Source organism: Pontivivens nitratireducens (assembly GCF_011290545.1).
In the GTDB taxonomy this organism is placed as follows: domain Bacteria; phylum Pseudomonadota; class Alphaproteobacteria; order Rhodobacterales; family Rhodobacteraceae; genus Pontivivens; species Pontivivens nitratireducens.
The window spans coordinates 2,400,784-2,425,256 of the sequence record NZ_CP049811.1 but is presented as its reverse complement, the minus strand read 5'-3'; the positions used below and the strand labels follow the sequence as shown (position 1 = coordinate 2,425,256).

Annotated in this window: 24 protein-coding genes, 1 tRNA gene and 1 pseudogene; 13 read left to right on the top strand and 13 right to left on the bottom strand. The window is 62.5% G+C overall.

The genetic code is table 11. The features are described 5' to 3' along the window. Positions 1-90: 90 nt before the first annotated feature. On the bottom strand, positions 91-291 hold the full coding sequence (locus G8E03_RS12025) for an alpha/beta hydrolase (protein ID WP_166192206.1): 201 nt from the start codon (positions 289-291) through the stop codon (positions 91-93). Positions 292-305: 14 nt separating this feature from the next. Then, positions 306-464 (bottom strand): annotated as a pseudogene (locus G8E03_RS12020) (osmotically inducible protein C); the annotation flags it as partial. Positions 465-677: 213 nt separating this feature from the next. On the opposite strand from G8E03_RS12020, the gene G8E03_RS12015 reads away from it, so the two are divergent. Together G8E03_RS12015 and G8E03_RS12010 are read left to right on the top strand one after the other, a co-directional pair. Next, positions 678-893, top strand: a complete 216-nt coding sequence (locus G8E03_RS12015; protein WP_166192203.1) for a hypothetical protein — start codon at positions 678-680, stop codon at positions 891-893. Positions 894-941: 48 nt separating this feature from the next. Further along, complete coding sequence (locus tag G8E03_RS12010; protein ID WP_205793099.1) at positions 942-1,703, top strand: heme-dependent oxidative N-demethylase family protein; 762 nt, start codon at positions 942-944, stop codon at positions 1,701-1,703. A 43-nt stretch (positions 1,704-1,746) separates the two neighbouring features. Here G8E03_RS12010 and glnA read toward each other — a convergent pair whose 3' ends face one another. Together glnA and G8E03_RS12000 are read right to left on the bottom strand one after the other, a co-directional pair. Next, complete coding sequence (glnA, locus tag G8E03_RS12005; RefSeq protein WP_166192197.1) at positions 1,747-3,156, bottom strand: type I glutamate--ammonia ligase; 1,410 nt, start codon at positions 3,154-3,156, stop codon at positions 1,747-1,749. 45 nt (positions 3,157-3,201) lie between these two features. Then, positions 3,202-3,540, bottom strand: a complete 339-nt coding sequence (locus G8E03_RS12000; RefSeq protein ID WP_166192194.1) for a P-II family nitrogen regulator — start codon at positions 3,538-3,540, stop codon at positions 3,202-3,204. Between the two features lie 166 nt (positions 3,541-3,706). Here G8E03_RS12000 and G8E03_RS11995 point away from each other — a divergent pair, with 166 nt between their 5' ends. From G8E03_RS11995 to tig, 3 genes are all read left to right on the top strand, one after another. Next, positions 3,707-5,287 (top strand): NAD(P)H-hydrate dehydratase, encoded by a 1,581-nt coding sequence (locus tag G8E03_RS11995; protein WP_166192191.1) that lies wholly within the window; start codon positions 3,707-3,709, stop codon positions 5,285-5,287. A gap of 70 nt (positions 5,288-5,357) precedes the next feature. Next, a tRNA-Leu gene (locus tag G8E03_RS11990) sits at positions 5,358-5,442 on the top strand. Positions 5,443-5,499: 57 nt separating this feature from the next. Then, positions 5,500-6,831 carry a trigger factor gene (gene tig / locus G8E03_RS11985; protein WP_166192188.1) on the top strand — a complete coding sequence of 444 codons (1,332 nt, stop codon included), beginning with the start codon at positions 5,500-5,502 and terminating at the stop codon, positions 6,829-6,831. A gap of 62 nt (positions 6,832-6,893) precedes the next feature. Here the strand turns inward: tig and G8E03_RS11980 are convergent, their stop codons facing one another. From G8E03_RS11980 to G8E03_RS11970, 3 genes are read right to left on the bottom strand one after another with little or no spacing between them, the layout of a single operon-like run. Continuing rightward, positions 6,894-7,748: an NAD(P)-dependent oxidoreductase gene (locus tag G8E03_RS11980; protein ID WP_166192185.1), complete on the bottom strand. Its 855-nt coding sequence runs from the start codon at positions 7,746-7,748 to the stop codon at positions 6,894-6,896. Positions 7,749-7,753: 5 nt separating this feature from the next. After that, positions 7,754-9,406 (bottom strand): flavin monoamine oxidase family protein, encoded by a 1,653-nt coding sequence (locus G8E03_RS11975; RefSeq protein ID WP_166192182.1) that lies wholly within the window; start codon positions 9,404-9,406, stop codon positions 7,754-7,756. Then, on the bottom strand, positions 9,403-10,173 hold the full coding sequence (locus G8E03_RS11970) for a carbon-nitrogen hydrolase family protein (protein ID WP_166192179.1): 771 nt from the start codon (positions 10,171-10,173) through the stop codon (positions 9,403-9,405). Before G8E03_RS11970 ends, G8E03_RS11975 begins: the two co-directional genes overlap by 4 nt. Positions 10,174-10,428: 255 nt before the next feature. On the opposite strand from G8E03_RS11970, the gene G8E03_RS11965 reads away from it, so the two are divergent. The 6 genes from G8E03_RS11965 (at position 10,429) to G8E03_RS11940 (ending at position 14,641) form a co-directional block, all read left to right on the top strand. Then, positions 10,429-11,049, top strand: coding sequence for an ATP-dependent Clp protease proteolytic subunit (locus G8E03_RS11965; protein WP_166192176.1), 621 nt, complete (start codon positions 10,429-10,431; stop codon positions 11,047-11,049). 135 nt (positions 11,050-11,184) lie between these two features. After that, positions 11,185-12,450: an ATP-dependent Clp protease ATP-binding subunit ClpX gene (gene clpX / locus G8E03_RS11960; RefSeq protein WP_166192173.1), complete on the top strand. Its 1,266-nt coding sequence runs from the start codon at positions 11,185-11,187 to the stop codon at positions 12,448-12,450. 132 nt (positions 12,451-12,582) lie between these two features. Then, positions 12,583-12,963 carry an NADH:ubiquinone oxidoreductase subunit NDUFA12 gene (locus G8E03_RS11955; protein ID WP_166192170.1) on the top strand — a complete coding sequence of 127 codons (381 nt, stop codon included), beginning with the start codon at positions 12,583-12,585 and terminating at the stop codon, positions 12,961-12,963. Between the two features lies 1 nt (position 12,964). Further along, entirely contained in the window at positions 12,965-13,411 is a 447-nt protein-coding gene (mlaD, locus tag G8E03_RS11950; protein ID WP_166192167.1) for an outer membrane lipid asymmetry maintenance protein MlaD, read from the top strand. Further along, positions 13,404-14,144 (top strand): class I SAM-dependent methyltransferase, encoded by a 741-nt coding sequence (locus G8E03_RS11945; protein ID WP_205793097.1) that lies wholly within the window; start codon positions 13,404-13,406, stop codon positions 14,142-14,144. Before mlaD ends, G8E03_RS11945 begins: the two co-directional genes overlap by 8 nt. Continuing rightward, positions 14,129-14,641 (top strand): DUF2155 domain-containing protein, encoded by a 513-nt coding sequence (locus G8E03_RS11940; RefSeq protein ID WP_166192161.1) that lies wholly within the window; start codon positions 14,129-14,131, stop codon positions 14,639-14,641. The genes G8E03_RS11945 and G8E03_RS11940 overlap by 16 nt, the downstream gene beginning before the upstream one ends. Here G8E03_RS11940 and aat read toward each other — a convergent pair. From aat to G8E03_RS11915, 5 genes are all read right to left on the bottom strand, one after another. Then, positions 14,624-15,280 carry a leucyl/phenylalanyl-tRNA--protein transferase gene (aat, locus tag G8E03_RS11935; RefSeq protein ID WP_430693150.1) on the bottom strand — a complete coding sequence of 219 codons (657 nt, stop codon included), beginning with the start codon at positions 15,278-15,280 and terminating at the stop codon, positions 14,624-14,626. The two genes, G8E03_RS11940 and aat, sit on opposite strands and share 18 nt — an antisense overlap. Next, positions 15,280-16,629, bottom strand: coding sequence for an acetyl-CoA carboxylase biotin carboxylase subunit (accC, locus tag G8E03_RS11930; protein ID WP_166192158.1), 1,350 nt, complete (start codon positions 16,627-16,629; stop codon positions 15,280-15,282). The genes aat and accC overlap by 1 nt, the downstream gene beginning before the upstream one ends. A 7-nt stretch (positions 16,630-16,636) precedes the next feature. Beyond that, the gene (accB, locus tag G8E03_RS11925; RefSeq protein ID WP_166192155.1) at positions 16,637-17,128 is read right to left on the bottom strand and encodes an acetyl-CoA carboxylase biotin carboxyl carrier protein; all 492 of its coding nucleotides are present in this window, start codon (positions 17,126-17,128) and stop codon (positions 16,637-16,639) included. 104 nt (positions 17,129-17,232) lie between these two features. Beyond that, positions 17,233-18,042 carry a DsbA family protein gene (locus G8E03_RS11920; RefSeq protein WP_240910339.1) on the bottom strand — a complete coding sequence of 270 codons (810 nt, stop codon included), beginning with the start codon at positions 18,040-18,042 and terminating at the stop codon, positions 17,233-17,235. Continuing rightward, positions 18,039-19,373 carry a M48 family metalloprotease gene (locus G8E03_RS11915; RefSeq protein WP_166192152.1) on the bottom strand — a complete coding sequence of 445 codons (1,335 nt, stop codon included), beginning with the start codon at positions 19,371-19,373 and terminating at the stop codon, positions 18,039-18,041. Before G8E03_RS11915 ends, G8E03_RS11920 begins: the two co-directional genes overlap by 4 nt. An 88-nt stretch (positions 19,374-19,461) precedes the next feature. On the opposite strand from G8E03_RS11915, the gene G8E03_RS11910 reads away from it, so the two are divergent. Both G8E03_RS11910 and G8E03_RS11905 read left to right on the top strand, forming a co-directional pair. Next, complete coding sequence (locus tag G8E03_RS11910) at positions 19,462-20,622, top strand: pyridoxal phosphate-dependent aminotransferase (protein WP_166192149.1); 1,161 nt, start codon at positions 19,462-19,464, stop codon at positions 20,620-20,622. A gap of 114 nt (positions 20,623-20,736) precedes the next feature. Then, on the top strand, positions 20,737-21,192 hold the full coding sequence (locus G8E03_RS11905) for a PRC-barrel domain-containing protein (protein ID WP_166192146.1): 456 nt from the start codon (positions 20,737-20,739) through the stop codon (positions 21,190-21,192). Between the two features lie 134 nt (positions 21,193-21,326). On the opposite strand, the gene G8E03_RS11900 is transcribed toward G8E03_RS11905, so the two are convergent. After that, a complete protein-coding gene (locus tag G8E03_RS11900) occupies positions 21,327-24,257 on the bottom strand; it encodes an Rne/Rng family ribonuclease (protein WP_166192144.1) in 2,931 nt (976 codons plus the stop codon). Between the last annotated feature and the right edge of the window lie 216 nt (positions 24,258-24,473).

The window sequence follows — 24,473 nt, the reverse complement described above, 5'->3', positions numbered from 1 at the left end:
ACAAGCGGCTGCGCGATATGCGAGCGGCGCAAAAAACCGCCCGGCAGCCAGCGTGGCTTGGCGAAAACGGCTGGCTCAACCTCTGTACATCTAGTCGATATAGGCGCTGGCGGCGAATTGCGGGCCTCCCGCGCTGAGCGCGCGTTGAAAGCAGATCGGATGCACCCCGTTCATCACGATCAGCGCCTCGATCCTGTTCGCGTGGCGAATGCGGCGGCATAGGGACAGCGGCCCCCAGTCATGCCCGCCCATCGTGATCCGGTCCTGCCCGGTATGCTCGATCACCGCCAACAGGTTGGCCGGTGAAGTCGGGCCGCGATTCGGCGCGTTGCGGGAATGTCCTTGGAGCAGGTGAAGCTGTGGACAAAGGTCGCCGTCGCCAGATGCGGCCCCTCGGGGCGATCCAGTCGTGCGGCCAGCATTTGTCCCGCATGCCCCTCTAACGTCAGTTTTTCCGTCGCCATGACATCCCCGTTCATTGCTGATTCATCGGGCTCTACTTAGGCACGGCCCCGATCCGTTGGACAGATCGTATCCGCCAACGCCCAAGTCGCGTTAATGCAGAAGGCAGTGCGCCTGCACGATGAAATCAGCGTAAGGTGGGCCCATATCACAAATTCGTTGTCAGACTGACGTAATCGGCTACGCTTCTTCGTGAAACCTGCGAAGGATCAACCTTGGAACAGTCACGGCACCCGAACGCTTTGCCTCAGCCGACGCATGTACCCGTTCTGGAAAAGTTGCGGAATGACTTGCTGTGCGCGCGCGAACGGGCCAATCGGAACGGCTGTCTCGCAACGGCACAGGCGCTGCAACTGGCGGTCGAAATGCTGGAGGTTGAGCAGGATTCTGCGTTCTTGCCGGTCCGATTCGACGACGCGCCGAGGGGCTGAACCCGCGCCATGCCATTGATCTTGCAACATCCCGAGCAAACCCCGTGGATGAAGCCTGCCACACGCCGCAATCCCGGTGTGCAACCGCTCGATCCGCATGACTGGTTACAGCGCGATGCGTGTCATGCGGATCAGATGGCATTGCGAAACCACCTGATCGACACAAGGCGCGAGCAGGTTTTCGGCTGTGGCGATGACATGGCGCCCTCGGTCGAGGTGTGCGAACTGGTTGGGCGGACGCTGGGCGTAGACATACCGCCGGACGGCGATCATCCCTTGATCCGTGCCGCGCAACAGGTTCAGGAAGATTTGCTGATCCTGCAACGCCAGGGCAAGGAACGTCAGGGCAAGGACTGGGTGCTGACCGACGGCGTTCTGTGCTTTCCGTCCCATTGGACGCTGTCGCAAAAGCTGGGCCGACCGCTGGACGCGATCCACGAACCGGTGCCGTTTTATGCCGGCGATCTGGCCCGGCGGGTACAGCGGCTGTTCGATGCGATCCGCGTGGAACAGCCGCTGTGGCGGGCGAACTGGCTGATCTACCCGGATGCGGACCTGTTCCATCCCCGTCGGGAATATGAGGAAAAGCGCGCGGACTGGTCTGGTGAACTCTACATCCGTGTCGAACGGCAGAGCCTGGTCAAGCTGCCGCAAACCGGCGCGATCGTTTTCAGCATCAAGACGGATATCTGCCCGCTGGGCGGGTTGAGCACGGCGCAGCGCACCGGGCTGCTCGCCGCGTTCGACGATCTGCCGCCCGTACAGCGCGCATACAAGGGCGGGGATCGGGTTCGGGCGCTGTTAACGTAAAAGGGCGCCCCGTGGGACGCCCTTTAGTTTCAATTTCAATGAATTAGCAGGAGTAGTACAACTTGTACTCAATGGGGTGCGGCGTGTGCTCGTAGGCATAGACCTCTTCCCATTTCAGATCGCAATAGGCGTCGATCTGTTCCTTGCTGAAGACGTTGCCCGCCGTCAGGAATTCATAGTCCTTCTGAAGTTCGTCGAGCGCCTCACGCAGGCTGGCGCAGACGGTCGGGATCTCGGCCAGTTCCTCGGGGGGCAGGTCGTAGAGATCCTTGTCGTTCGCCTCGCCGGGATCGATCTTGTTTGCGATGCCGTCCAGGCCGGCCATCAGCAGGGCCGCGAAGCACAGATACGGGTTGGCGGACGGATCGGGGAAGCGGGCCTCGACACGCTTTGCCTTGGGGCTTTCCGTCCACGGAATACGCACGCAGCCCGAACGGTTGGACGCGGAATACGCACGCAGAACCGGCGCCTCGAAGCCGGGGATCAGACGCTTGTAGGAGTTGGTGGACGGGTTCGTGAAGGCGTTCAGCGCCTTCGCGTGCTTGAGGATACCGCCGATGAAATACAGCGCCTCATCCGACAAGTCCGCGTATTTGTCGCCTGCGAACAGCGGCTTGCCGTCCTTCCAGATCGACATGTTCACGTGCATCCCGGTGCCGTTGTCGCCTGCCATCGGCTTGGGCATGAAGGTCGCCGTCTTGCCATAGGCGTCTGCCACGTTGTGGATGACGTATTTGTATTTCTGAAGGTTGTCGGCCTGCTTGGTCAGCGAGTCGAAGATCATGCCCAGTTCGTGCTGGTTCGACGCGACCTCGTGGTGGTGCTTGTCGACCTTGATGCCCATCCGCTTCATGGTGGACAGCATTTCCGAGCGCAGATCCTGTGCGGGATCGACCGGGTTCACGGGGAAGTAGCCGCCCTTGATGCCCGGACGGTGGCCGGTATTGCCCATTTCGTACTGGGCATCGGTGTTCCATGCGCCGTCGACCGCATCGACCTCAAAGGACACCTTGTTCATCGCGACGGAGTAACGCACGTCGTCGAAGATGAAGAATTCCGCCTCGGGGCCGCAATAGAATACGTCGCCCATGCCGGAGGATTTCAGGTATGCCTCGGCCCGCTCCGCGGTGCCGCGGGGGTCGCGGTCATAGATCTCGCCGGTGTCCGGCTCAACCACGGTGCAGTGCACGCACAGCGTCTTCTCGGCATAAAACGGGTCGAGATATGCGCTGGACACGTCCGCCATCAGTTTCATGTCGGAATTGTTGATCGCCTTCCAGCCCGCAATGGACGAGCCGTCGAACATGAAGCCTTCTTCGAGGAAGTCCTCATCGACCAGATCGCTGACCACGGTCACGTGCTGCAATTTGCCGCGCGGGTCGGTGAAACGAATATCGACATAGGCGATATCCTCATCCTTGATCATCTTCACTAGATCGGAGTTTGCACTCATCGGTTTTCCTCTCAGCTTTATTCTTAGGGGGGGTTGCGTCGGAGATCAGAGCGCGTCTGCGCCCTCTTCTCCGGTCCGAATACGAATGGCGTGGGTTACGTCCATCACGAAAATCTTGCCGTCACCGATCTTGCCGGTCTTGGCTGCATTCACGATCGCCTCGATCGCGGGGTCTACCATCGCGTCGTCGATCACGACCTCGATCTTAACCTTGGGCAGGAAATCCACGACGTATTCCGCGCCGCGATACAGTTCGGTGTGACCCTTCTGCCGACCGAAACCCTTTGCCTCGATCACGGAGAGGCCTTGAATGCCGACCTCCTGAAGCGCCTCTTTCACCTCGTCGAGTTTGAAGGGTTTGATGATCGCTTCGATCTTCTTCATGGGTAGGGTCCTCTACGACGGTTCTTTGAACGGATACCAAACACCGGGCGTCTGGCATTTCAATCCTGTGATAAATGAGGCGACACGTCCATTTGTCGATTCCCGAGTTTCTGCACAAAGTTTGTGCAATGTGCCTGAAATCCGGGCGATTTGAGAAGGAAGCACCATGCCCGAACTCCTGACCGCCGATCAGATGCGCGCCGTGGAGCGGGCAGCAATCGACAATGGCCGCGTCACTGGACTTGATCTGATGGAACGGGCCGGACGCGGCGTGATCGCGGCGATGCTGGAACACTGGCCGCATTTCGCAGTGACCCCGGGCAGGGCCGCCGTGCTGTGCGGACCCGGTAACAATGGCGGGGACGGGTTCGTCGTGGCGCGGCTGCTGCGCGACCGGGGCTGGGACGTGACGGTGTTCGCATATGGCGAGGTTGCGAAACTGCCCCCGGATGCCGCGATCAACGCGCAAGGTTGGACGGAGACGGCGCCCGTTCAGCCCGCATCCTTGTTCACTGACCTGCGCGAGGAATGCGATCTTATCGTCGATGCGATTCTGGGAATCGGTGCCACCCGTCCCTTGCAGGGCGCAATCGAGGCTACGGTGAAATTCCTCAATGAATATAAGCCCGGCGAACGCAAGCCCCGCGACCGCTGCCGAATCGTTTCCGTGGATCTGCCGACGGGTCTGTGCTCGGACAGTGGGCGTCCGCTCGGCAGTGCGGTGCGGGCCGATCTGACGGTCACGTTCCACCGGGCCAAACCGGGGCACTACCTTTCGGACGGACCGGCGCATTGCGGACGGCTGAGCGTCCAGCCGCTCGGTCTGGACCGCGAGCCGACCTACCCGCATGAAACCGTTTCCGCGACCCTGATCGGTGAGGAAACACTCAAGCGGGGGCAGGTTCCCTGTCTGGGCAAGAGGGCTGGAGGGCACAAGTTTTCGCACGGTCATGCCGTGGTCGCCGCAGGCTCCGTCGGAAAGGGGGGCGCGGCCCGGCTGTCGGCGCGGGCCGCGCTTCGGATCGGGGCGGGGCTGGTCACGGTCGCCCCTCCGCCCGCCGCGTTGATCGAGAATGCCGCGCATCTCGACGCGATCATGCTGCATGCCATCCGCGATGCCCGTGGGTTGGAGGAGATGCTGACGGATGAGCGGATCAAGGCCCTGTGCCTCGGCCCCGGTCTTGGCGGGGATCGCGCGCGTGATCTGGTCCCGGTGGCGCTGGCCGCTTCGCGTGGCACGGTGCTGGACGCTGACGCCCTGTCCGCCTTTGCCGACGATCCGCAGGAATTGTTCGCGATGCTGCACGACAGATGCGTCCTGACACCCCATGGGGGTGAGTTTGCGCGTCTGTTTCCCGACATCGCCGACCGGCTCGATGCGATGCCGGCGCGCGGCCCGGCCTTTTCCAGAATGGATGCGGCGCGCGCCGCCGCCGCACGCGCGGGATGTACCGTCTTGTTGAAGGGACCGGACACCGTTGTCGCGGATCCGGACGGGCGCATCAGCCTCAACCCCGCCGTTTACGCCCGCGCGGCGCCGTGGCTGGCCACTGCGGGTTCGGGGGACGTGCTTTCGGGCATGATCGCGGGGCTGCTCGCCCGGGGCGACACCCCGCATGAGGCCGCTGCCACGGCGGCCTGGCTGCATACGGAATGTGCCCTGGAATTCGGCCCCGGACTGATCGCGGAGGACCTGCCGGAGCAGATCCCGGCGGTTCTGCGGCGGCTCAGCGCCAATTCCCCCTAGCGTCCCCCCCGGCGCTCTGCTATCCGAGGCCGGATTTCGCGAAGGAAACTTCAGCGGATTACGGCCCGATGCGGGCGTGGTGGAATTGGTAGACACGCCAGATTTAGGTTCTGGTGCCGCAAGGCGTGGGGGTTCGAGTCCCTTCGCCCGCACCAACGGGCCGACGGAACAAGATGTGACGCCCCCTGTGGGCATAGACTGAGGTGAGACGAATGCAGGTCAACGAGACCCAGAACGAAGGCCTGAAGCGGGGCTACGAGATCACGATGTCGGCGTCCGAGCTGGAAGCCAAGGTGGACGAAAAGCTCGAAGCGGCACGTCCCGAAGTACAGATGAAGGGCTTTCGCAAGGGCAAGGTCCCCAAGGCGCTGCTGAAAAAGCAGTTCGGCAAGTCCGTGCTGGGCGAGGCGATGCAGGAGGGGATCGACGAGGCGCTGAAGTCGCATTTCGACTCCACCGGCGATCGTCCCGCCATGCAGCCCAACGTCACGATGAAGAACGAGGACTGGAAAGAGGGCGACGATGTCGTCGTCGATGTGTCCTACGAAAAACTGCCCGAGATCCCCGAGGTCGATTTTGCGTCCCTGACGGTCGAGAAGATGACCGCCACCGTCGATGATGAGGCCGTGGACGACGCGCTGAACAACCTCGCCGCCACTGCCCAGAACTTCGAGAAGCGGCGCAAGGGCTCCAAGGCGAAGGACGGCGATCAGGTCACGATGGATTTCGTGGGCAAGATCGACGGTGAGGCATTCGAGGGCGGCTCCGCCGAGGATTTCCCGCTGGTGCTCGGCTCCGGCCAGTTCATCCCCGGCTTCGAGGAGCAGCTGGTGGGTGCGAAGGAAGGTGAGGAGAAAGCCGTCGAGGTTTCCTTCCCCGAGGACTATCAGGCCCCGAACCTGGCCGGAAAGGCCGCCGTGTTCGACGTGACCATCAAGGCTGTGTCCGAGCCGAAGCCGGCCGAGGTCAATGACGAGCTGGCGACGAAATACGGTGCCGAGGACCTTGAGGCGCTGAAGGGCCAGTTGCGCGAACGTCTGGCCGCCGAATATGCCAATGCCGCGCGCACCGTGACCAAGCGCAATCTGCTGGATGCGCTGGACAAGGCCGTGGACTTCGACCTGCCGCCCTCGATGCTGGACTCTGAGGCGCAACAGATCGCGCATCAACTCTGGCATGAGGAAAACCCCGAGGTCGAGGGCCACAACCACGAGAAGATCGAGCCGACCGAGGAGCACATCACGCTGGCCACCCGCCGCGTCCGCCTCGGCCTGCTGCTGGCCGAAGTCGGTCAGAAGCAGGAAATCCAGGTCTCCGATCAGGAACTGCAACAGGCGGTGTTCCGTCAGGCGCAGCAATATCCCGGTCAGGAAAAGGCGTTCTTCGACTTCATCCAGTCCAACCAGCAGGCGCTGCAGCAAATCCGCGCACCCCTGTTCGAGGACAAGGTTGTGGATCACATCCTGGAGCAGGCCAAGATCGAGGAGAAGACCGTCACCAAGGACGAGCTTCAAAAGGCGATCGAGGACATGGACGAGGAGTAATCCTCTCCGTTTCGAAATAGGAAAGGGCGTCCTCCAGATAATCCGGGGGGCGCCCTTTTCGTTCAGTCCCTGCCGATATCCTCATAGGCGTAGTTGATGAAGGCCGCGATATCGCGCGTGCCGTAGCCCGCTGCGATCGCATCGTCGAGGTGGCGGGCGAAGACGTCCAGCTTGTCCGTGGGCAGATCATGGGCCTGCACGACCCGTCTGAACACGTCATTGTCCTTGGCCACTCCCGTCAGGGCGAAACCGACGCTGTCATCGTCACCCAGAACTCTCGGCAGACGATCCGCGACCATGGGAATTCCCGCCGGCCCGCCCGACACGATCCCGAGCGCCGTCTCCAGGGTCAGACCTGCCTTGCGCGCGAGGGGCAGCATTTCAGCCAAACCGTTGAAATAATGCTGGAACATCGCGTTGTTCACCACCTTCATCACCAGCCCGGCGCCCAATGGTCCCACATGGAAGATACGATCCGAAATGGCATCCAGCACGCCCTGTGCCCGGGCGGCGGCCTCGGCACGCCCTCCGATAAAGATACCGCAACGCCCCTCCGCCACCATTTCGGGTCCGCCTGAGATCGGGGCGTCAACGGCATCGGCACCCAAGGCTTCGATATGCGCGATCCGATCCTTGAGCAAATCAGGAACGACGGTGCTCGTCTCGACGATCAGCCGTCCCGTTAGGTCGAGTGTCAGCACCTTGTTGAGCACCTCCGCGACGGCGGCGTCGTCATACAGGCTCAGGATTACGACATCGGACCGCGCGACGACCTCATCTATCGACGCTGCCGCCGCCACGCCCTGAACCGTGCGGCCCGATCTGGTCCACCCGACAACCTCACGCCCCTGCGCGGCAAACCGCTGAGCCATTGCTGCGCCCATACGGCCCAGCCCGATTATCCCGATGCGTTCCATTTGACTTACTCCCCCAATTCGACCGGCCCCAGATCCTTCCAACAGTCGCCGGGACCGGGATTGTTGCGTTCCGTCCGGCCGCCCAGATGATGCATCACACCCCACACGGCGTTGAGGGCGGTGGATACTGCCCCCTCGACCCAGCCGGGTGTCCAGCTGACATCGTCCCCCGCCAGGAAGACGCCCTTTTCGGCGCGGGCATGGTGGTCTTGCATGAAGTGTGAATACATCCGGTGGTTGTATCGGTAATGGCCGGGCAGGGCGCCCTTGAACGCGCCGAGGAAATTGGGGTCCGCCTCCCAACTGACGGTGATGGGATCGCCGATGATGTGGCCGCGAATGTCCACATCGGGATAGATCTTCTCCAACGCGCCCAGGGCCAGTGCGACGCGCTTTTCGGTCGGCAGGGGCAACATCTTCAGCGCGTCGGTCATCCAGGCATAGCTGAGGCACATCACGCCGGGCCGCCCCTCACCCTGATCCAGCAGATAGGTGCCGCGCGTCAGCCGGTCGGTCAGGGTCATGGACATGACTTCGCGCCCGTCCGCGTCCCGATCCCGCCAGAACGCCCGGTCCGTCATCACGAAGGTCTTGGAGCTTTGCATGTAGCGGGTCCGGTCCAGCGCCATCCACAATTTGGGTGAGAACAGCTCCTCCTGCGTGTCGATGGCGGTGGTCATCAGCCAGCTTTGACAGGTGACGATCATCGCCTCGAATGTCTGCGTGCTGCCCCAGATATCCGTGACGGACAGCTTGCCAGCATCGTCGCGGAAGATCTTCGCCGCGCCGGGGCGGGGGGCACCATTGTGCAATGATTTCAGGGACGTGCCGTGGGGCCAGTGTACGGGGCGTACGGGGGAGTGGGCGAAGAGGCCTTGCGGCACCTGCGCCGCACCGCCCGCGATCATGTGCTGATTCTCGTCCAGTTCGGTCAGGTTTACGCGCAGAATCTCCAGCATCGAGTTCGGAAAGTCGCTGTCCCAGCCGCCGGTGCCGAATCCGACCTGTCCGAAGACCTCCCGATGGTGGAAGGACAGCTTTTGAAACGCATCCGAGGACACGACGAAATCGTAGAAGGTCCGCTCATCCCACGCGGCGACCAACGGGTCCCAGATCGCCTTGATCCGCGCCGGGTCGCGGGCCGCGATTGCCGCCTTCAGGTCCGAGAACCTTGCCCCTTCCTCCAACGCGGAATCGTAGGCCTCCGCCACTTCACGGTAAAGGTCGGGCAGATCCTCCAGCGTTTCGGCATAGTGCCTGCGCCCCTCGATCTCGATCACCGTCGAACCTGCGGCTGGTGTCAGCGGGTTTGGAAAGGGCCGCGTCTTCAACCCCAGTTTGTTGACGTAGTGGTAAAAGGCCCGCGACGATTTCGGGAACCGCATCCCGCCCAGTTCCGCCACGATATCCGTCTGCCCGACGAAGGGCTGTGAGCGCAGACGCCCCCCGATCTGGCCCGGTTCATAGATGACGGGATGCAGACCCATGCGCATCAATTCGTAAGCCGCGGTAATGCCCGCCATGCCCGCGCCGATCACGGCGACCTTCGCCCCGTGCATTTTCGCCGGTACGGCCCCCAGCCCGGCAGGGTGGCCCAGCCACTTGTCGTAGGAAAACGGGAAATCGGGACCGAATGCGGTTACGGTATCTGGGCTCATTCGTAGAGCTCCGTCCGGGTCTGGGAGAGATAATCGAGATCGCCGCGGACCCGCGTCACATCGTCCCGGTCTATATTGCCGAGCACCAGGCCCGTCGCATCCCCCGCGCGAGCCAGATCCTCACCATCCGGTCCCACGATACAGCTCAGCCCGCAATAGTCGAACATGCCGTCGGGGCCGGTGAAATTGGCGTAGCCGATGGCCAGACCGTTTTCGTGGGCCCGCGCAGGCACCAGCCGCGTGGCAACGCCGGTATAGGGATGCATGTTTGCGGTCGGAACCAGCAACACCTCCGCCCCGCGCCGGGCCAGGCTACGGGCCAGTTCGGGAAACTCGATGTCGAAACAGATCGCCAGCGCGCAGCGCAGTCCGCAAAAGTCGAAGACCTCGGACAAGGCATCCCCTGCGACGAATTGCGCGCGGTCCACATCGCCGTAAAGATGCGTCTTGCGATAGGATGTGATCAACCTGCCGGTGGCGTCGAACAGTGCGACGGTGTTGAAACCTCCGGCCTCCGGCCCGCCGACCAGTATCGCGATGCCGTGCTTTCGCGCGATCCCGGCAGCCTGCGCCCACAGGCCGGCGTCCAGCGTACTCTGCCGTTCATCCAGGGCCGCGCGGCCGACCGTATAGCCGCTCAGATACATCTCGGGCGTCATCAGCAGGTCCGCGCCGCTTGCCTTTGCCTCCGCCGCGGCGTCGGACAGGCGTTTGACCGCGCGCGCGGGTGTGACGGTGGGCGGGGCTTGCATCAGGGCGAGGCGCATGGGCTTTCCTTGGCTGATTTGCACTTGTCACGAGTTTCGCCCGCACGGCGGCAAGGTCAACGAAGGATTTCTCTCAGGGCATCTGCAAGGCATCGCCGGGCCAAATATCTGCCCACCGCAGGGATGCTACCCTACGTGCCTTTGACCAACATGTCCGAGGTGCCCTTGCAGACCCCCCGGCGCGTCATTACACCTATCGGAACTTTCCCAAGGACAAGGTTGCAATCCGCGCAGCCGAAGGATGAGGCACAGGCCATGAAAGACCCGATCGATACCTACATGAACCTCGTGCCTATGGTCGTGGAACAGTCGGCCCGCGGTGAACGCGCGTTCGACATTTTCTCTCGACTGCTCAAGGAGCGGATCGTTTTCGTGAACGGACCGGTCCATGACGGTATGGCGTCTCTTGTTGTCGCACAGCTGCTGTGGCTTGAGGCGGAAAACCCCAAGACCGAGATCCAGATGTACATCAATTCGCCCGGTGGCGTGGTGACGTCGGGCCTCTCGATCTATGACACGATGCAATATATCAAGCCCAAGGTCTCAACCCTGTGCGTGGGTCAGGCGGCCTCGATGGGGTCGCTGCTGCTGACCGCGGGCGCGAAGGATATGCGCTTCTCGCTGCCCAACAGCCAGATAATGGTTCATCAACCTTCTGGCGGGTATCAAGGGCAGGCAACGGATATCATGATCCATGCTCGCAACACCGAGAAGCTCAAGAAACGGCTCAACGAAATCTATGTCGAACATACCGGGCAGGATTACGACACGGTGGAACTGGCGCTGGAGCGTGACAACTTCATGATGCCCGAGGATGCCAGGGAATGGGGCCTGATCGACAAGGTTCTCAAGCCGCGCGGGCAGGAGGAGGAGTGATCCTTCGCGCAAGTGACGGCACGAAAATGTGACAGGACCGGGGCGAAATCGCCCCGACACCTTGTCATTTCGGAACGGTAAGGTTCCAATGTACGGACCACCGGCTTAGGCCAAGCCCGGTGAGAGGAGAATACGATGAGCAAATCAGGCGGCGAATCGAAGAACACCCTCTATTGCTCCTTCTGCGGAAAGAGCCAGCATGAGGTCCGCAAACTGATCGCGGGTCCGACCGTTTTCATCTGTGATGAATGCGTCGGCCTGTGCACGGATATAATTCGCGAGGAAACGAAATCCGGCCTCGTGAAATCCTCGGACGGTGTTCCGACCCCGCAGGAAATCTGTCAGGTGCTCGACGATTACGTCATCGGGCAGGAACAGGCGAAGCGGGTTCTGTCCGTCGCGGTGCACAACCACTACAAACGGCTGGACCATGCGTCCAAGAACACCGACGTGGAACTGGCGAAGTCCAACATCATGCTGATCGGCCCGACCGGCTGCGGCAAGACGTTGCTGGCGCAGACGCTGGCGCGCATCCTCGACGTGCCGTTCACGATGGCGGATGCCACGACGCTGACCGAGGCGGGTTATGTCGGTGAGGATGTCGAGAACATCATCCTCAAGCTGCTGCAATCGGCCGAATACAATGTCGAGCGTGCACAGCGCGGCATCGTCTATATCGACGAAGTGGACAAAATCAGCCGCAAGTCCGACAACCCCTCCATCACCCGCGACGTGTCGGGGGAGGGCGTGCAGCAGGCCCTGCTCAAGATCATGGAGGGCACCGTCGCCTCCGTCCCGCCGCAGGGCGGTCGCAAGCATCCGCAGCAGGAATTCCTGCAAGTGGACACCACCAACATCCTGTTCATCTGCGGCGGCGCCTTCGCCGGGCTGGACAAGATCATCGCGCAGCGCGGGCGCGGGTCCGCCATGGGCTTCGGCGCGGATGTGCGTGACAAGGACGAGAAGGGCATCGGCGACCTGTTCATGGAGCTGGAGCCCGAGGATCTGTTGAAATTCGGCCTGATCCCGGAATTCGTCGGCCGTCTGCCGGTCATCGCAACCTTGCGCGATCTGGATGAGGAGGCGCTGGTCACGATCCTGTCCGAGCCGAAGAACGCCTTGGTCAAGCAATACCAGCGCCTGTTCGAGATGGAGAGCGCCAAGCTCACCTTCACCGACGAGGCGTTGAAATCCATCGCCAAGAAGGCAATCGAACGCAAGACCGGCGCGCGCGGCCTGCGCTCGATCCTCGAAGGCGTCCTGCTGGATACGATGTTCGACCTGCCCGCCCTGGAAGGGGTGGAGGAAGTCGTCGTGAAGCCGGACGCGATCGACGGCGATGGCAAGCCGATCTATGTCTATTCCGACAAGGACAAGGCCGAGCCTGCAACCGCAGGATAATGCGGCAACTCTATCGGAATGGCCCCTGCATCGGGGGCCATTCCCGCTAGACATGTCGGTATCGGCCTGACCACTGGACGTTGCCGCATCGTTTACGTACATATGCTGCCAACGATCCAGCGGAGCGACACCATGAACTTCATCCTGCGCCTTTTGACCTGGTATCATGGGTCCACCATCGGCACCCAGATCTTCACCGCCCGGTTCGGTGAGAAGGTCGGAGAGGATGCCGACGGCAATGTCTATTACCAAAAGGACGGCGGAAAGCGCCGCTGGGTGATCTACAAGGGTGATGTGGAGGCGACGCGCGTATCGCCCGAATGGCACGGGTGGCTGCATCACACATGGGATGAAACCCCGTCCGAGGCGCCGCTGATCCGCAAGGTTTGGGAAAAGCCGCATCTGCCGAACCTGACCGGCAGCGCCCTTGCCTACCACCCCCCCGGCTCGATCCTGACGCCGGAAACCCGCCCGCTCGCACGCGGCGATTACGAGGCATGGAGCCCGGAATAAAATGGCCAGTAATCTAGCGGAAACGATCATCGGCGCAGTCGTGCTGGTCACTGCGGGCGGCTTCCTCGCCTATGCGGCGCAGACGACGGATATGCGTGCCGGGGGTGACACCTATACACTCGACGCGGCGTTCCGGTCCGCCTCGGGTATCGGTACGGGAACCGATGTGCGCATGTCCGGCGTAAAGATCGGCACGGTGTCGAGCATGGCACTCGACCCGCAGACCTATCAGGCGGTCACCACACTGGCATTGCGCAGCGACGTTCAGGTGCCCGAGGATTCGGACGCGAAGATTTCCGCCGACGGCCTGCTGGGCGGCAACTATGTCTCGCTCACCCCCGGCGGTTCGGAATTCATGCTAGAACCGGGGGATGAAATCCTCAACACGCAAGGATCGGTCAGCCTGCTCGACCTGCTCATCAGCTTCGGAACCGGTGCAAGTGAGTGATTGGTCGGCCCGCGACTACGATTCGAACGCGCGGTTCGTCTCCGACCTTGGAATGCCTGTCGTGCAATTGCTGGCGCCGATGCCGGGCGAACGGATTCTCGATCTGGGATGCGGTGACGGTGCGCTGACGGTCAAGCTACGTGATGCCGGGGCGGATGTGCTCGGCGTCGATGGTTCCCCGGATATGGTCGCCGCCGCGCGTGCGCTGGGATTGGATGCGCAAGTCGTCGATGGACATGCGCTGGATTTTGACGCTGCGTTCGACGCCGTTTTCAGCAATGCCGCCCTGCACTGGATGGTGCGCCCTGCCGACGTGATCGCGGGAGTCGCCCGCGCCTTGAAACCGGGCGGGCGTTTCGTGGGGGAGTTCGGCGGCATGGGCAACGTCGCCGCGATCCGCACCGCCCTTATCGCGACATTGGCCGAAGCCGGGGTCGCGGCTGACCTGAAGGATATCTGGTATTTCCCCTCCGCCGCGGAATATAGCGACCTGTTGCGGCAGGGTGGCTTTGACGTTCAGACATGCGAGCTGATCCCGCGCCCGACCCCGGTTGCGGCAGGAATGCGCGCCTGGATCGAAACCCTGGCCGTCCCGGTTCTGGGGAAGGTTGAGGGAGATCGGGCGGCTTTCCTGGATCGTGTGACGGACCTGCTGGCCCCGGCCCTGTGCGACGGACGGGGTAACTGGACGGCGGATTATGTAAGGATACGGTTTTCATGCGTAAAATCCTGATTGCAATCTTGCTGAGTGCGACCGCCGCGTCCGCACAGGTGGAGCAGGGAATTCTCGAAGATCTCCAGCGCGATTTCGGCGGCGTCGGTGGCGTGCCGGAGCGTGGCCCGGTCACCTCCCGATTGCAGGCCGGCGCGATGCTGCGCGGTCTGGACAAGATGACAGGTCGTGCCGTGGACATCCCCGTCATGGCGGGGGAGACGGTCACTTATGAGCGTCTGTCCATTCTGCTGGACGCATGCCGCATCCCGGCGGAGGGTGAGACGCAGGACGCCTACGCATTCGTCGAAATTCAGGACGCGCGTGAGGAAGACCCCCGCTTTGCCGGCTGGATGATCGCGTCCAGCCCGGCGCTCAACGCGATGGATCATCCGCGCTACGATATCTGGGTCACCGATTGCATTGATGCGATGCCGGAGAACACCGCCGGTTCCGAACCTGTCGAAGATCTGGCGCCCGAACCTCTTGATGAGGAAACGTTACCTGACGACGGTTGAGCCGGTGGCGATGTCCAGTACATGCTGCGGGGACAGGTCCTCGGGCAGGGCATTCCAGTCCGCGATGCGGTGCGTCGCATAGGCCAGACGCCGACGATAGGCACTGCGACCGATTTCGACGCCCCCCATGCTCAACAGATGGTCCGTGACGAATTGCGTGTCGAGCAGGTGAAATTCGCCCGCCCGCAGGCGCGCCACCAGCCAGACCAGCGCGATCTTCGATGCATCGGTCTGTGTGCTGAACATGCTTTCGCCAAAGAACGCGGCTCCCAGGCGCACGCCGTACAGCCCCCCGGTCAGACGACCCTCATGCCAGAATTCGATGGAGTGGGCCTGCCGCATGTCGTGCAATTCGGTGTAGAGTCCGCGAATCTCATCGTTGATCCAAGTCTCGGACCGGCTGGCACAGGCATCGACCACGGTGTCGAAGGCGGTATCGACGCGCACCTCGAACCCGCCCTGACGGATCCGTTTTCGCAGCGATCGCGAAACGTGCAATCCGTCGAGGGGGATGATCCCCCGCCGATGCGGATCGACCCAGCGGGTCTGCCCATCCCGATGTTCCGCCATGGGAAAAACGCCCGCAGCATACGCATTCAGCAACAGCGCGGGCGTGATTTCCATATCATCCTGATGCATCAGGTATCGAATTCCGCCTCAAGCCATTTTTCGAGCCAGTGGATGTCGTAATCGCCGGTCTGCACATCCCGGGCCGCCAGCAGATGGTCGAACAGGGGCAGGGTGGTGTCGATCCCCTCGACCACGAACTCGCTCAACGCACGGTGAAGCCGCGCGAGCGCCTCATCCCGATTGCGCCCGTGAACGATCAGCTTGCCGATCAGGCTGTCGTAATAGGGCGGAATCCGGTAGCCGGCATAGATCGCACTGTCCATCCGAACGCCCAGCCCGCCAGGTGCATGAAAGGTCTTGATCGTGCCGGGCGAGGGGCGGAAGGCAGGCAGTTTCTCCGCGTTGATCCGGCATTCGATGGCATGGCCCAGTGGCTTGAGCTCATCCTGGGTGAAGCTCATCGGCAGGCCCGCTGCAACGCGAATCTGTTCCTGCACCAGATCGACGTTATAGACAGCCTCCGTCACGGGATGCTCGACTTGCAGGCGGGTGTTCATTTCGATGAAGTAGAACTCACCGTTTTCATACAGAAACTCGATGGTTCCCGCGCCGATATAGTCGATTGCCGCGACCGCGTCCGCGCAGGTCTTGCCGATGCGCGCGCGCTGTTCCGCCGTGATGACGGGCGAGGGGGCCTCCTCGAACACCTTCTGGTGGCGGCGTTGCAGCGAGCAGTCCCGCTCCCCCAGATGGACCGCATTGCCTTTGCCGTCACCGAAGACCTGAATCTCGATATGGCGGGGCAGTTGCAGGTATTTCTCCATGTAGACGACATCGTCACCGAAGGCGGCCTTCGCCTCGGACCGGGCGGATTGGAAGGCGACGTCGATATTCTCGGCTGATGTGGCGACCTTCATGCCGCGACCGCCTCCGCCAGAGGCTGCCTTGATGATGACGGGATAGCCCATGTCCGCCGCGATGCGCCGCGCGTCCTCAACAGTGTCCACACCACCGTCGGAGCCGGGAACGCAGGGCACGCCAAGCCGCTTCATCGTGTCCTTGGCCGCGATCTTGTCACCCATCACGTTGATATGCTCGGCCGAGGGGCCGATAAAGGTGATGCCGTGGTCGTGCACGATCTGCGAGAAATTGGCGTTTTCGCTGAGGAAGCCATATCCGGGATGCACCGCATCCGCGCCCGTAATCTCACACGCGCTGATGATGTTGGGGATCGACAGATAGCTTTGCCCACCCGGCGGCGGACCGATGCAGACGCTTTCATCGGCCATGCGCACATGCATCGCGTCGCTGTCAGCGGTGGAGTGCACGGCGACGGTCTGAATGCCCATCTCCTTGCACGCGCGGTGAATACGCAGGGCGATCTCACCCCGGTTGGCGATCAGGACCTTCTTGAACATGCTGGCCTCACTCGATCACGACGAGGGGAGCGCCGAATTCCACAGGCTCCGAATCGCCCACGACGATCCGTGTCACCTTTCCCGCACGCGGAGAAGGGATCTGGTTCATGGTCTTCATCGCCTCGATGATCAGCAGGGTCTGCCCCTCGGACACGGTATCCCCGACGGAGATGAACGCGGGCGCGCCCGGTTCCGCCTGCAGATAAACCGTGCCCACCATGGGGGAGTTTACGGCCCCCGGATGATCGACCGGATCGTTCGAAGCAGGCTCCGCCGCTGCCGCCGGGGCGCTGGCCGCCTGCGGTGCGGGGCTGTGCGCAACCGGCGCGGCGGGCTGGCTGGTCATGACCTGCTGGATGGTCTGACGCGAAACGCGGACCTCCAGCTTGTCATCCTCACCGAACCGGCGGGAAACTTCGATTTCGGTCAGATCGCTGTCCTTCAGAAGATCTGCCAGTGCCTTGATGAAGGCGGTGTCCGCGTCATGTTTCGTGCCCATGCATCCTCGCATCTTTTTGCCCGACCCGCAGGTGGGGTGCATTTGTGGATCGTGCTCATTCCTAAATGATCTATACGTCTAAGTGACGTAGCGTGAAAGAGCGTTCAACGCATCGCGCTGCGGGTCAAGCGTACCGCATCGGCCATCTGCTCCGCCGGCAGGTAGCCACGGATCATCGTATCGCCCAGAACGAAGGTGGGTGTGCCGGTGATCTGCAACTGTTCGGCCAACTGCTTGTTCTGCGCGATCTGGCGCGTGATGTCGGAATCGTCCATCCGCGCGCGCATCGCCGCGACATCCACGCCGGAGCGTTCGGCCAGCCGGTCGATCATCGCATCGTCCAGACGCCCGGGAAACATCATCATCGCGTCGTTGAAGGTTTCGTAAAGGTCGGGTCCCTGTTCGAGAAGCACCGCCATCGCCGCGCGTGACGCCGTTTCGCTGACCGGTCCCAGAATCGGGAACTCCTTGACGATCAGGCGGATATTGCCGTCCTGCGCCAGCAGGCTGGCGACCTCGGGGTGGGCGCGTTTGCAAAAGCTGCACTGATAGTCGAGGAATTCGACCAAGGTGACATCGCCTTCGGGATTGCCACCAACGAACGAATAGCCATCGTCGAGCAGTTGATCCGCGTTCTCACGCAGCATCTGCTGCTCCACCGCCTGTGCATCGGCGGTCTGGCGCGATTCCAGTACGCTGACCAGTTCCATGATGATTTCGGGGTTTTCCAGCAAATAGCGGCGCATCTCCGCCTGAAGGATCTCGCGGTCGAGGTCGCTTACAGGATCGGACGCTCCCTCCACCGGGGCGGCGGGGGCAGGCGTATCGGTATCGCGCAAGCCGTATAGACCTAGCCCAAGGGCGGCGATAGCCACGACGCCGATCGCGCCCGTCATCCAGTTGGTTCCGGTCATTCGCCTCTGCGCTCCTGAATTCGTTCGAGTGTGCTCATCAATTCCGTGGCCCTTATCCAGCCGGGGGAGCCGTTGGGCAACCCGTCGCGGGCAATTCTGGCGAAGCGCAGCGCATCCGTGACCGCCCCGCCCAGCGCGTAGCGTTCCGCAGTGTAGAGCGCCGCGCGAGGTTGATCGCCGGTGCGGGCATATGCCTCCGCCAGGGCACGCAGTGAAACGGGGGTGCCGACCACAGTTTCGCGGGCCTGCGACAGCAGTTGCAACGCCTCGCGGTTCGCGGCATCGGTGTTGAGCGAGAGCAGCGCCTGACCCAGACCCGCGCGCAGCAGGGCCGCATCGGGTGCCAGGGCGACGGCCTGTCGATACGGGCCAATCGCGGCCTGCGCATCGCCGTTCTCGATCAGGAACTGCCCCTTCAACTCATGCAGCCAAGGGTTTCGCGGCTCAATCGCGATGGCCGCGTCTATCTCATCTATTGCTGCGGCGGGGGCGGGCAGGCGGTGCAGGGCGACCGCCCGCTGGATGCGCGCCGCCATGTCCGTGCGGCCCTCGACCCGGTCCAGCGCGGTGCGGGGCGACAATGTGAACCCGTCGAACTTGGCCCGCATCCTGTCATATTCATCCTGCAACGCCGGCGACACGCGCGCCCCGCGCATCGGGGAGTTTTCCGCGCTGCGTCGCATCAAATCCAAGCGGTCGGAGCTAAGCGGGTGGGATCGCGCATAGGGATCGATTCGCGCCGAGGACAGCAATTCCTGCCCGCGAAACAGGTTCTGAGTGTCCAGAGCCGCCGTTGGATCGATTCCCGCCCTTTCCAGCAAGCGGATCGAGCTTTGATCCGCACTCGATTCCTGATCCCGCGAATAGGCCAGCATGCCTGAGACAGCCGCCCCCGCCGCGCCCCGCGCGATGAAGATGCCCGCCTCGGGCGTTCCGGCGGCACCGGCCAGGACGCCAAGCAGAATACCGGCCAGCGAGGCACGTGAGTTCAGCTCCGCCTCGACCGAGCGTTGCGCGATATGCCCTGACACCACATGCCCGATTTCGTGCGCCATGACCGCTTGCAGCATATCGGGACGCTCCAACCGTTGGATCAGCCCCGAATGGATGAACATGCGCCCGCCCGGTATGACGAACGCGTTCATTTCGCGGTTATCGACGATATAGATCTCCACGCTGCCGGGCGGCAGACCCGCCGCGCTGACCAGCGGCGCGACCATGCTGTCCAGCGTCCGCTCGATCTGCGCATCGCGGATCAGACCCTGGGCGTTTACCGGTACTGTCGCGATCACCATTGCCGCGACGGTCAACAATATACGTCTTGAAAACATACTCCCCCCTTGCGGTCGAAGGCTTGACGCCCCCGTCCGCGCCCGCGACAACCGGCGGGCCATTCATGAAAAAGGGTAGGGGCCACCGATGCGGACATCAAGAAGAAGCGCCGTCGATAGTTTCATTGTGATGGACGTGATGGAGGCCGCCCGCGCAGCGGAGGCGACCGGCCAGGACGTGATCCACATGGAGGTCGGTCAGCCCGGCACTCCGGCACCCAAACTGGCCCGCGACGGTCTGAACCGCGCCATGGAGGCCGGGCCCCTGGGCTATACGGTTGCCCTCGGCCTGCCCGCGCTGCGCGAACGGATCGCACGTCATTACGGTGAGGTTTACGGCGTGGACGTGGCACCCTCGCGGATCGTGGTGACCTCGGGATCGTCGGCAGGGTTCATCCTCAGCTTTCTGTCGCTGTTCGATGCGGGGCAGCGGGTTGGCATCGCGGATCCCGGCTATCCCAGCTATCGCAACATTCTGGGCGCGCTGGATTTGCAGGCCGTGCGCATCGAGGGGACCGTGGCCAATCGGTTTCAGCCGACGGTGGCGGACATCACCCCCGATCTGGACGGTTTGTTGGTGGCCAGCCCCGCGAACCCCACCGGCTCCATGCTGGATCGCGCCGCGCTGGGTGCACTGGTGCAGGCTTGCGAAGCGGCGGACGTGGCGCTGATCTCGGACGAGATCTATCACGGTATCGAATACGAAGGCCGCGCCGTCACCGCGCTGGAACTGACCGACGACGTTTTCGTCATCAACTCCTTTTCCAAGTACTTCTCCATGACGGGGTGGCGCATCGGCTGGATGGTCGTGCCTGACAGTCATGTGCGTGTGCTCGAACGTCTTGCCCAGAACCTGTTCATCTGCCCGCCCCATGCCAGCCAGATCGCCGCCCTGCACGCGATGGATGCCGGGCAGGAGCTGGACGAGAACGCCAAGGTTTATGCCCGCAACCGCGCGGTTCTGCTCGATGCCTTGCCCAAGGCCGGCCTGCGTGACATCGCGCCGCCTGACGGCGCGTTCTATATCTACGCCAATATTGCCCATACCGGGCTGGACAGCCGGAGCTTCACCGCGCGCCTGCTGGCGGAGGAGGGCGTCGCCGCGACGCCGGGATTGGATTTCGACCCTGTCCGGGGGCACGAAACCGTCCGATTCTCCTATGCTGGACCCAGCGCCGCAATCGCCGAGGGCGCTGTTCGCATCGCCCGCTTCATGGCGTCGCTGTCGGATAGCGCGCAGAAGGAGTGACCGATCCATCCGGCGATAGGCCCCGGGGGGATGGAAAGAAAAATGCTCGATTATGGAACGTTGGTTTGTTCGCATCGTTGGTAATGCAGCAATAAGCTGAATAAGGAGTTTTTTATGAACCGCATTATCACATCCGTTTCCGCCGCCGCCCTCGCATTTGGTCTGGGCGCGACCGCCGCACACGCCGAAGCACACACCGCAATGGGCAGCATGGACCTGAGCGAGCGTCAGGGCGATTTGATCCGTTCGCGCGACATCACCGGTGGTGAGGTCTATTCCGTCTCCGAAGGTTATTCCGAGTGGGATTCAGCGAATGTCTACGATGACGTTGACACCGACTGGAACGACATCGGTGAAATCGAAGATATCGTGCTGTCCCGTGACGGTCAGATGATCGGCATCGTTGCTGAAGTGGGTGGCTTCCTCGACATCGGTGACAAGCATGTCATGATCTCGATCTCCGACGTCAGCTTGGTCGCCGTGGATGACAAATCCTACGCCTATGTGACGCGTCTGAGCGAAGAGCAGCTCGAGCAACTTCCCGACGTGGATGAGGGCTTCTGGGACTGATACAGCCCAGCGATTGAACTAAGGAATGCGGGTAGGGAAACCTACTCGCATTTTTTGTGTCCGCATTTTGGTAAAGGCGCTCATCTGCAAGTCCCCCGATCGCCTGTTTCCCAGGCGATCGGGGGGCTGTTCGATCAACTGCCGATGGTGCGTGCCCACCAGCCGCGTCGTTTCGGCTGATCCTCGTCTTCCTTAGAATCGCCTTCCTTCGGGCCGTCCTCCGCCGCTGCATCAGGCAGTTCTGCGGGCTTCGGCTCCTCCGGGGAGGTTGCGACCTCTTCCGGTGTTGCCATGTCCGGCATTACCTCCGGCGCCGGGCCGGTGTCGTCTGTGGGTTGAGCGTCGGGAATGGCATCGGTTGCCGCTGCAGGAGTATCCTGCGCAACGACTGCATCAACGGGCGGCTGTTCGCTGATCGCTGGCGCGACCTCTTCGGTGGTTGCAACCTCCGCCACCGGGGTGGTTTCGACCGCTTCGGGTTCCGCAGGCTTTTTCCGAGCACGCGACGCACGCGGTTTGGGGGCGGGTTTGGCGGGCTTTTCGGCGGCCTCTACCTCCTCCTTCGGCTCCTCGGTCGTGGCGGAAGCATCCTTGTCTTCCTTGTCTTCCTTGTCTTCCTTGGGTTCGGCCGATTTGCGGCTGCGTGTGCGGGACCGCGACCGCGACCGCGAAGGCTTCGCCTCCTCGCCATCATCCTTGCCGGATGCGGATTTGTCCTGCGCGTCGGATGCGTCGTTGGAGGAATCCTCCTCATCAGTACCATTTTCCGTATCGTTCTCATTGTCGCGACCACGACCGCCCCGCCGCCGCCGACGGCGCTTCTTCTTTTTGGGCTGATCGTCCTCACTGACCTCGGGCTTGGGAGTTTCCTCCTCGATCTCCTCGGCCTCATCAATATAATCTTCCGCCAGATCCAGACTGTCCATCTGGATCACACCCGCGGTCGGATCTGCGGTGACGACGCGGCTGGCCGTCTTGAACCGCTCCACCTTGTATTCCGGGCTGATCAGATGCGCGTCTCCGTTGACCTGAATGGCGATGCCATAGCGGGTCTCGATCAGGGCGATATGCTCACGCTTGGAGTTCAGCAGGTAGTTCGCGACATCGACCGGCGCGGTCAGCACGATTTCCTTGCAGCGCTGGCGCACGCCCTCTTCCTCAAGCTCGCGGATGATCGACAGACCCAGACTGTCGGTCGAGCGGACAAGGCCGGTTCCGTGGCAATGCGGGCAGGCCTGCGTTGACGCCTCCAGCATACCGGGGCGCAGACGCTGGCGCGACATCTCCATCAGGCCGAAGGACGAGATCCGCCCCACCTGAATACGCGCGCGGTCCGGTTTCAGTGCGTCCTTCATCCGCTTTTCAACGGCGGAGTTGTTGCGCCGTTCATCCATGTCGATGAAGTCGATGACGATCAGACCGGCAAGGTCGCGCAACCGCAATTGGCGGGCCACCTCGTCGGCGGCCTCCAGATTGGTCTTGAGCGCGGTATCCTCGATCGAGTTTTCCTTCGTCGAGCGGCCGGAGTTCACGTCCACCGCGATCAAAGCTTCGGTCACGCCGATTACCAGATAGCCGCCGGATTTCAGCTGCACGGTCGGATTGAACATCTGGCCCAGATAGCTTTCGACCTGATAGCGGCCGAACAGGCTGACGGGGTCCTGATACAGCTTCACGTTGCGGGCATGGCTGGGCATCAGCATCCGCATGTATTCCTTGGCCTCGCGGTAGCCCTCGGCCCCCTCGACGAAAATCTCGTCGATGTCGCGCGAATACAGGTCGCGGATCGACCGCTTGATCAGCGATCCCTCCTCGTAGATCGGGGTCGGTGCGATCGACTTCATCGTCAGGTCGCGGATTTGCTGCCACTGGCGGATCAGATATTCGTAGTCGCGCTTGATCTCCGTCCGGGTGCGCTTGGCACCTGCGGTGCGGATGATCAGACCGGCGCCCTTGGGCACCTCGATCTCACCCGCGATATCCTTGAGCTTCTTGCGATCCACGGCGTTGGTGATCTTGCGGCTGATGCCGCCGCCGCGTGCAGTGTTGGGCATCAGGACGCAATAGCGGCCGGCCAGCGACAGGTAGGTGGTCAACGCGGCGCCCTTGTTGCCCCGCTCCTCCTTCACGACCTGGATCAGCATGATCTGCCGAACCTTGACGACCTCCTGAATCTTGTAGCGGCGCATCTTGGGGCGGCGACGGCGCTGTTCGGCGCGCACCTCCTCGGCCTCATCCTCGGCGTCCGCCTCAAGCGTGGTTTCGGGATCGGCTGTGGCATCCGCGTCCGACGGATCGGCGCTGGTGTCGGGGTTCTCACCCTTGACCGGGGTCTGCCCCTCGGGCGTGTCCACCAGATCGGCAGACTCACCCAGCCCGGAGCTGACATCGGGGCCGTCGCCCTCCAGCATGGGTTGCTCCAGATCGCCGCGCACGGCTTCCTCAGGCAGGGCCTGATCGGTGGCGGCGGCCGGCGTCTCGTCAGAGATGACGGCATCCAGCGGGGCGGTCACGTCGGCAGTGGGGTCGGTCGTAGCCTCGGCGATGGCGGCGTCCGCGCCGCTGCCCTCAACCGGGTTGTCTGCGGGATCCGCGCTGACCGGGGCGGCGGTTTCGCTGACCTCGGCGGTGGTTTCGGGCAGATCGACGGGTGCGGTCGTCGTCTCATCCGTGGGGGCGCCGTCCCTTGATGCGACGGAGCGTGAACGGCTGCGCGAGCGGCCACGGCGAGGCTTTGGCTGGGCCTCTTCCTCTTCCTCGACGCGACGCGCCTCTTCCTCGGCTTCCTGCTCGGCAATCAAGGCCTCACGGTCCGCAACGGGGATCTGGTAATAGTCAGGATGAATTTCCGAAAAGGCCAGGAAACCGTGACGGTTCCCGCCGTAATCCACGAACGCCGCCTGAAGCGAGGGTTCGACCCGTGTAATCTTGGCCAGGTAGATATTGCCTGAAATCTGGCGCTTGTTCAGGCTTTCAAAATCGAATTCTTCGACCTTGTTTCCATCAACGACGACAACCCGTGTCTCCTCTGAGTGGGTGGCATCGATAAGCATTTTCTTGGGCATTGAGCATCTGCAACACGCCTGGGGCCACGCCGAGTGTCAGTCGGGAGGCGCGCAGGCGCACTTTCTGTATGAAGGGCGATGCGGTCCAGACATGCGGGCAGACGCGGAATCTCACCGTGCAATCTGATCGTAGCTGTTGCCTGTACGCGTTTCATCGCGGTTTTTACGTCCTGAGCCCCCTCGCCTTGGCGAAGTGGCCCTGTTGTGGCCGGGTGT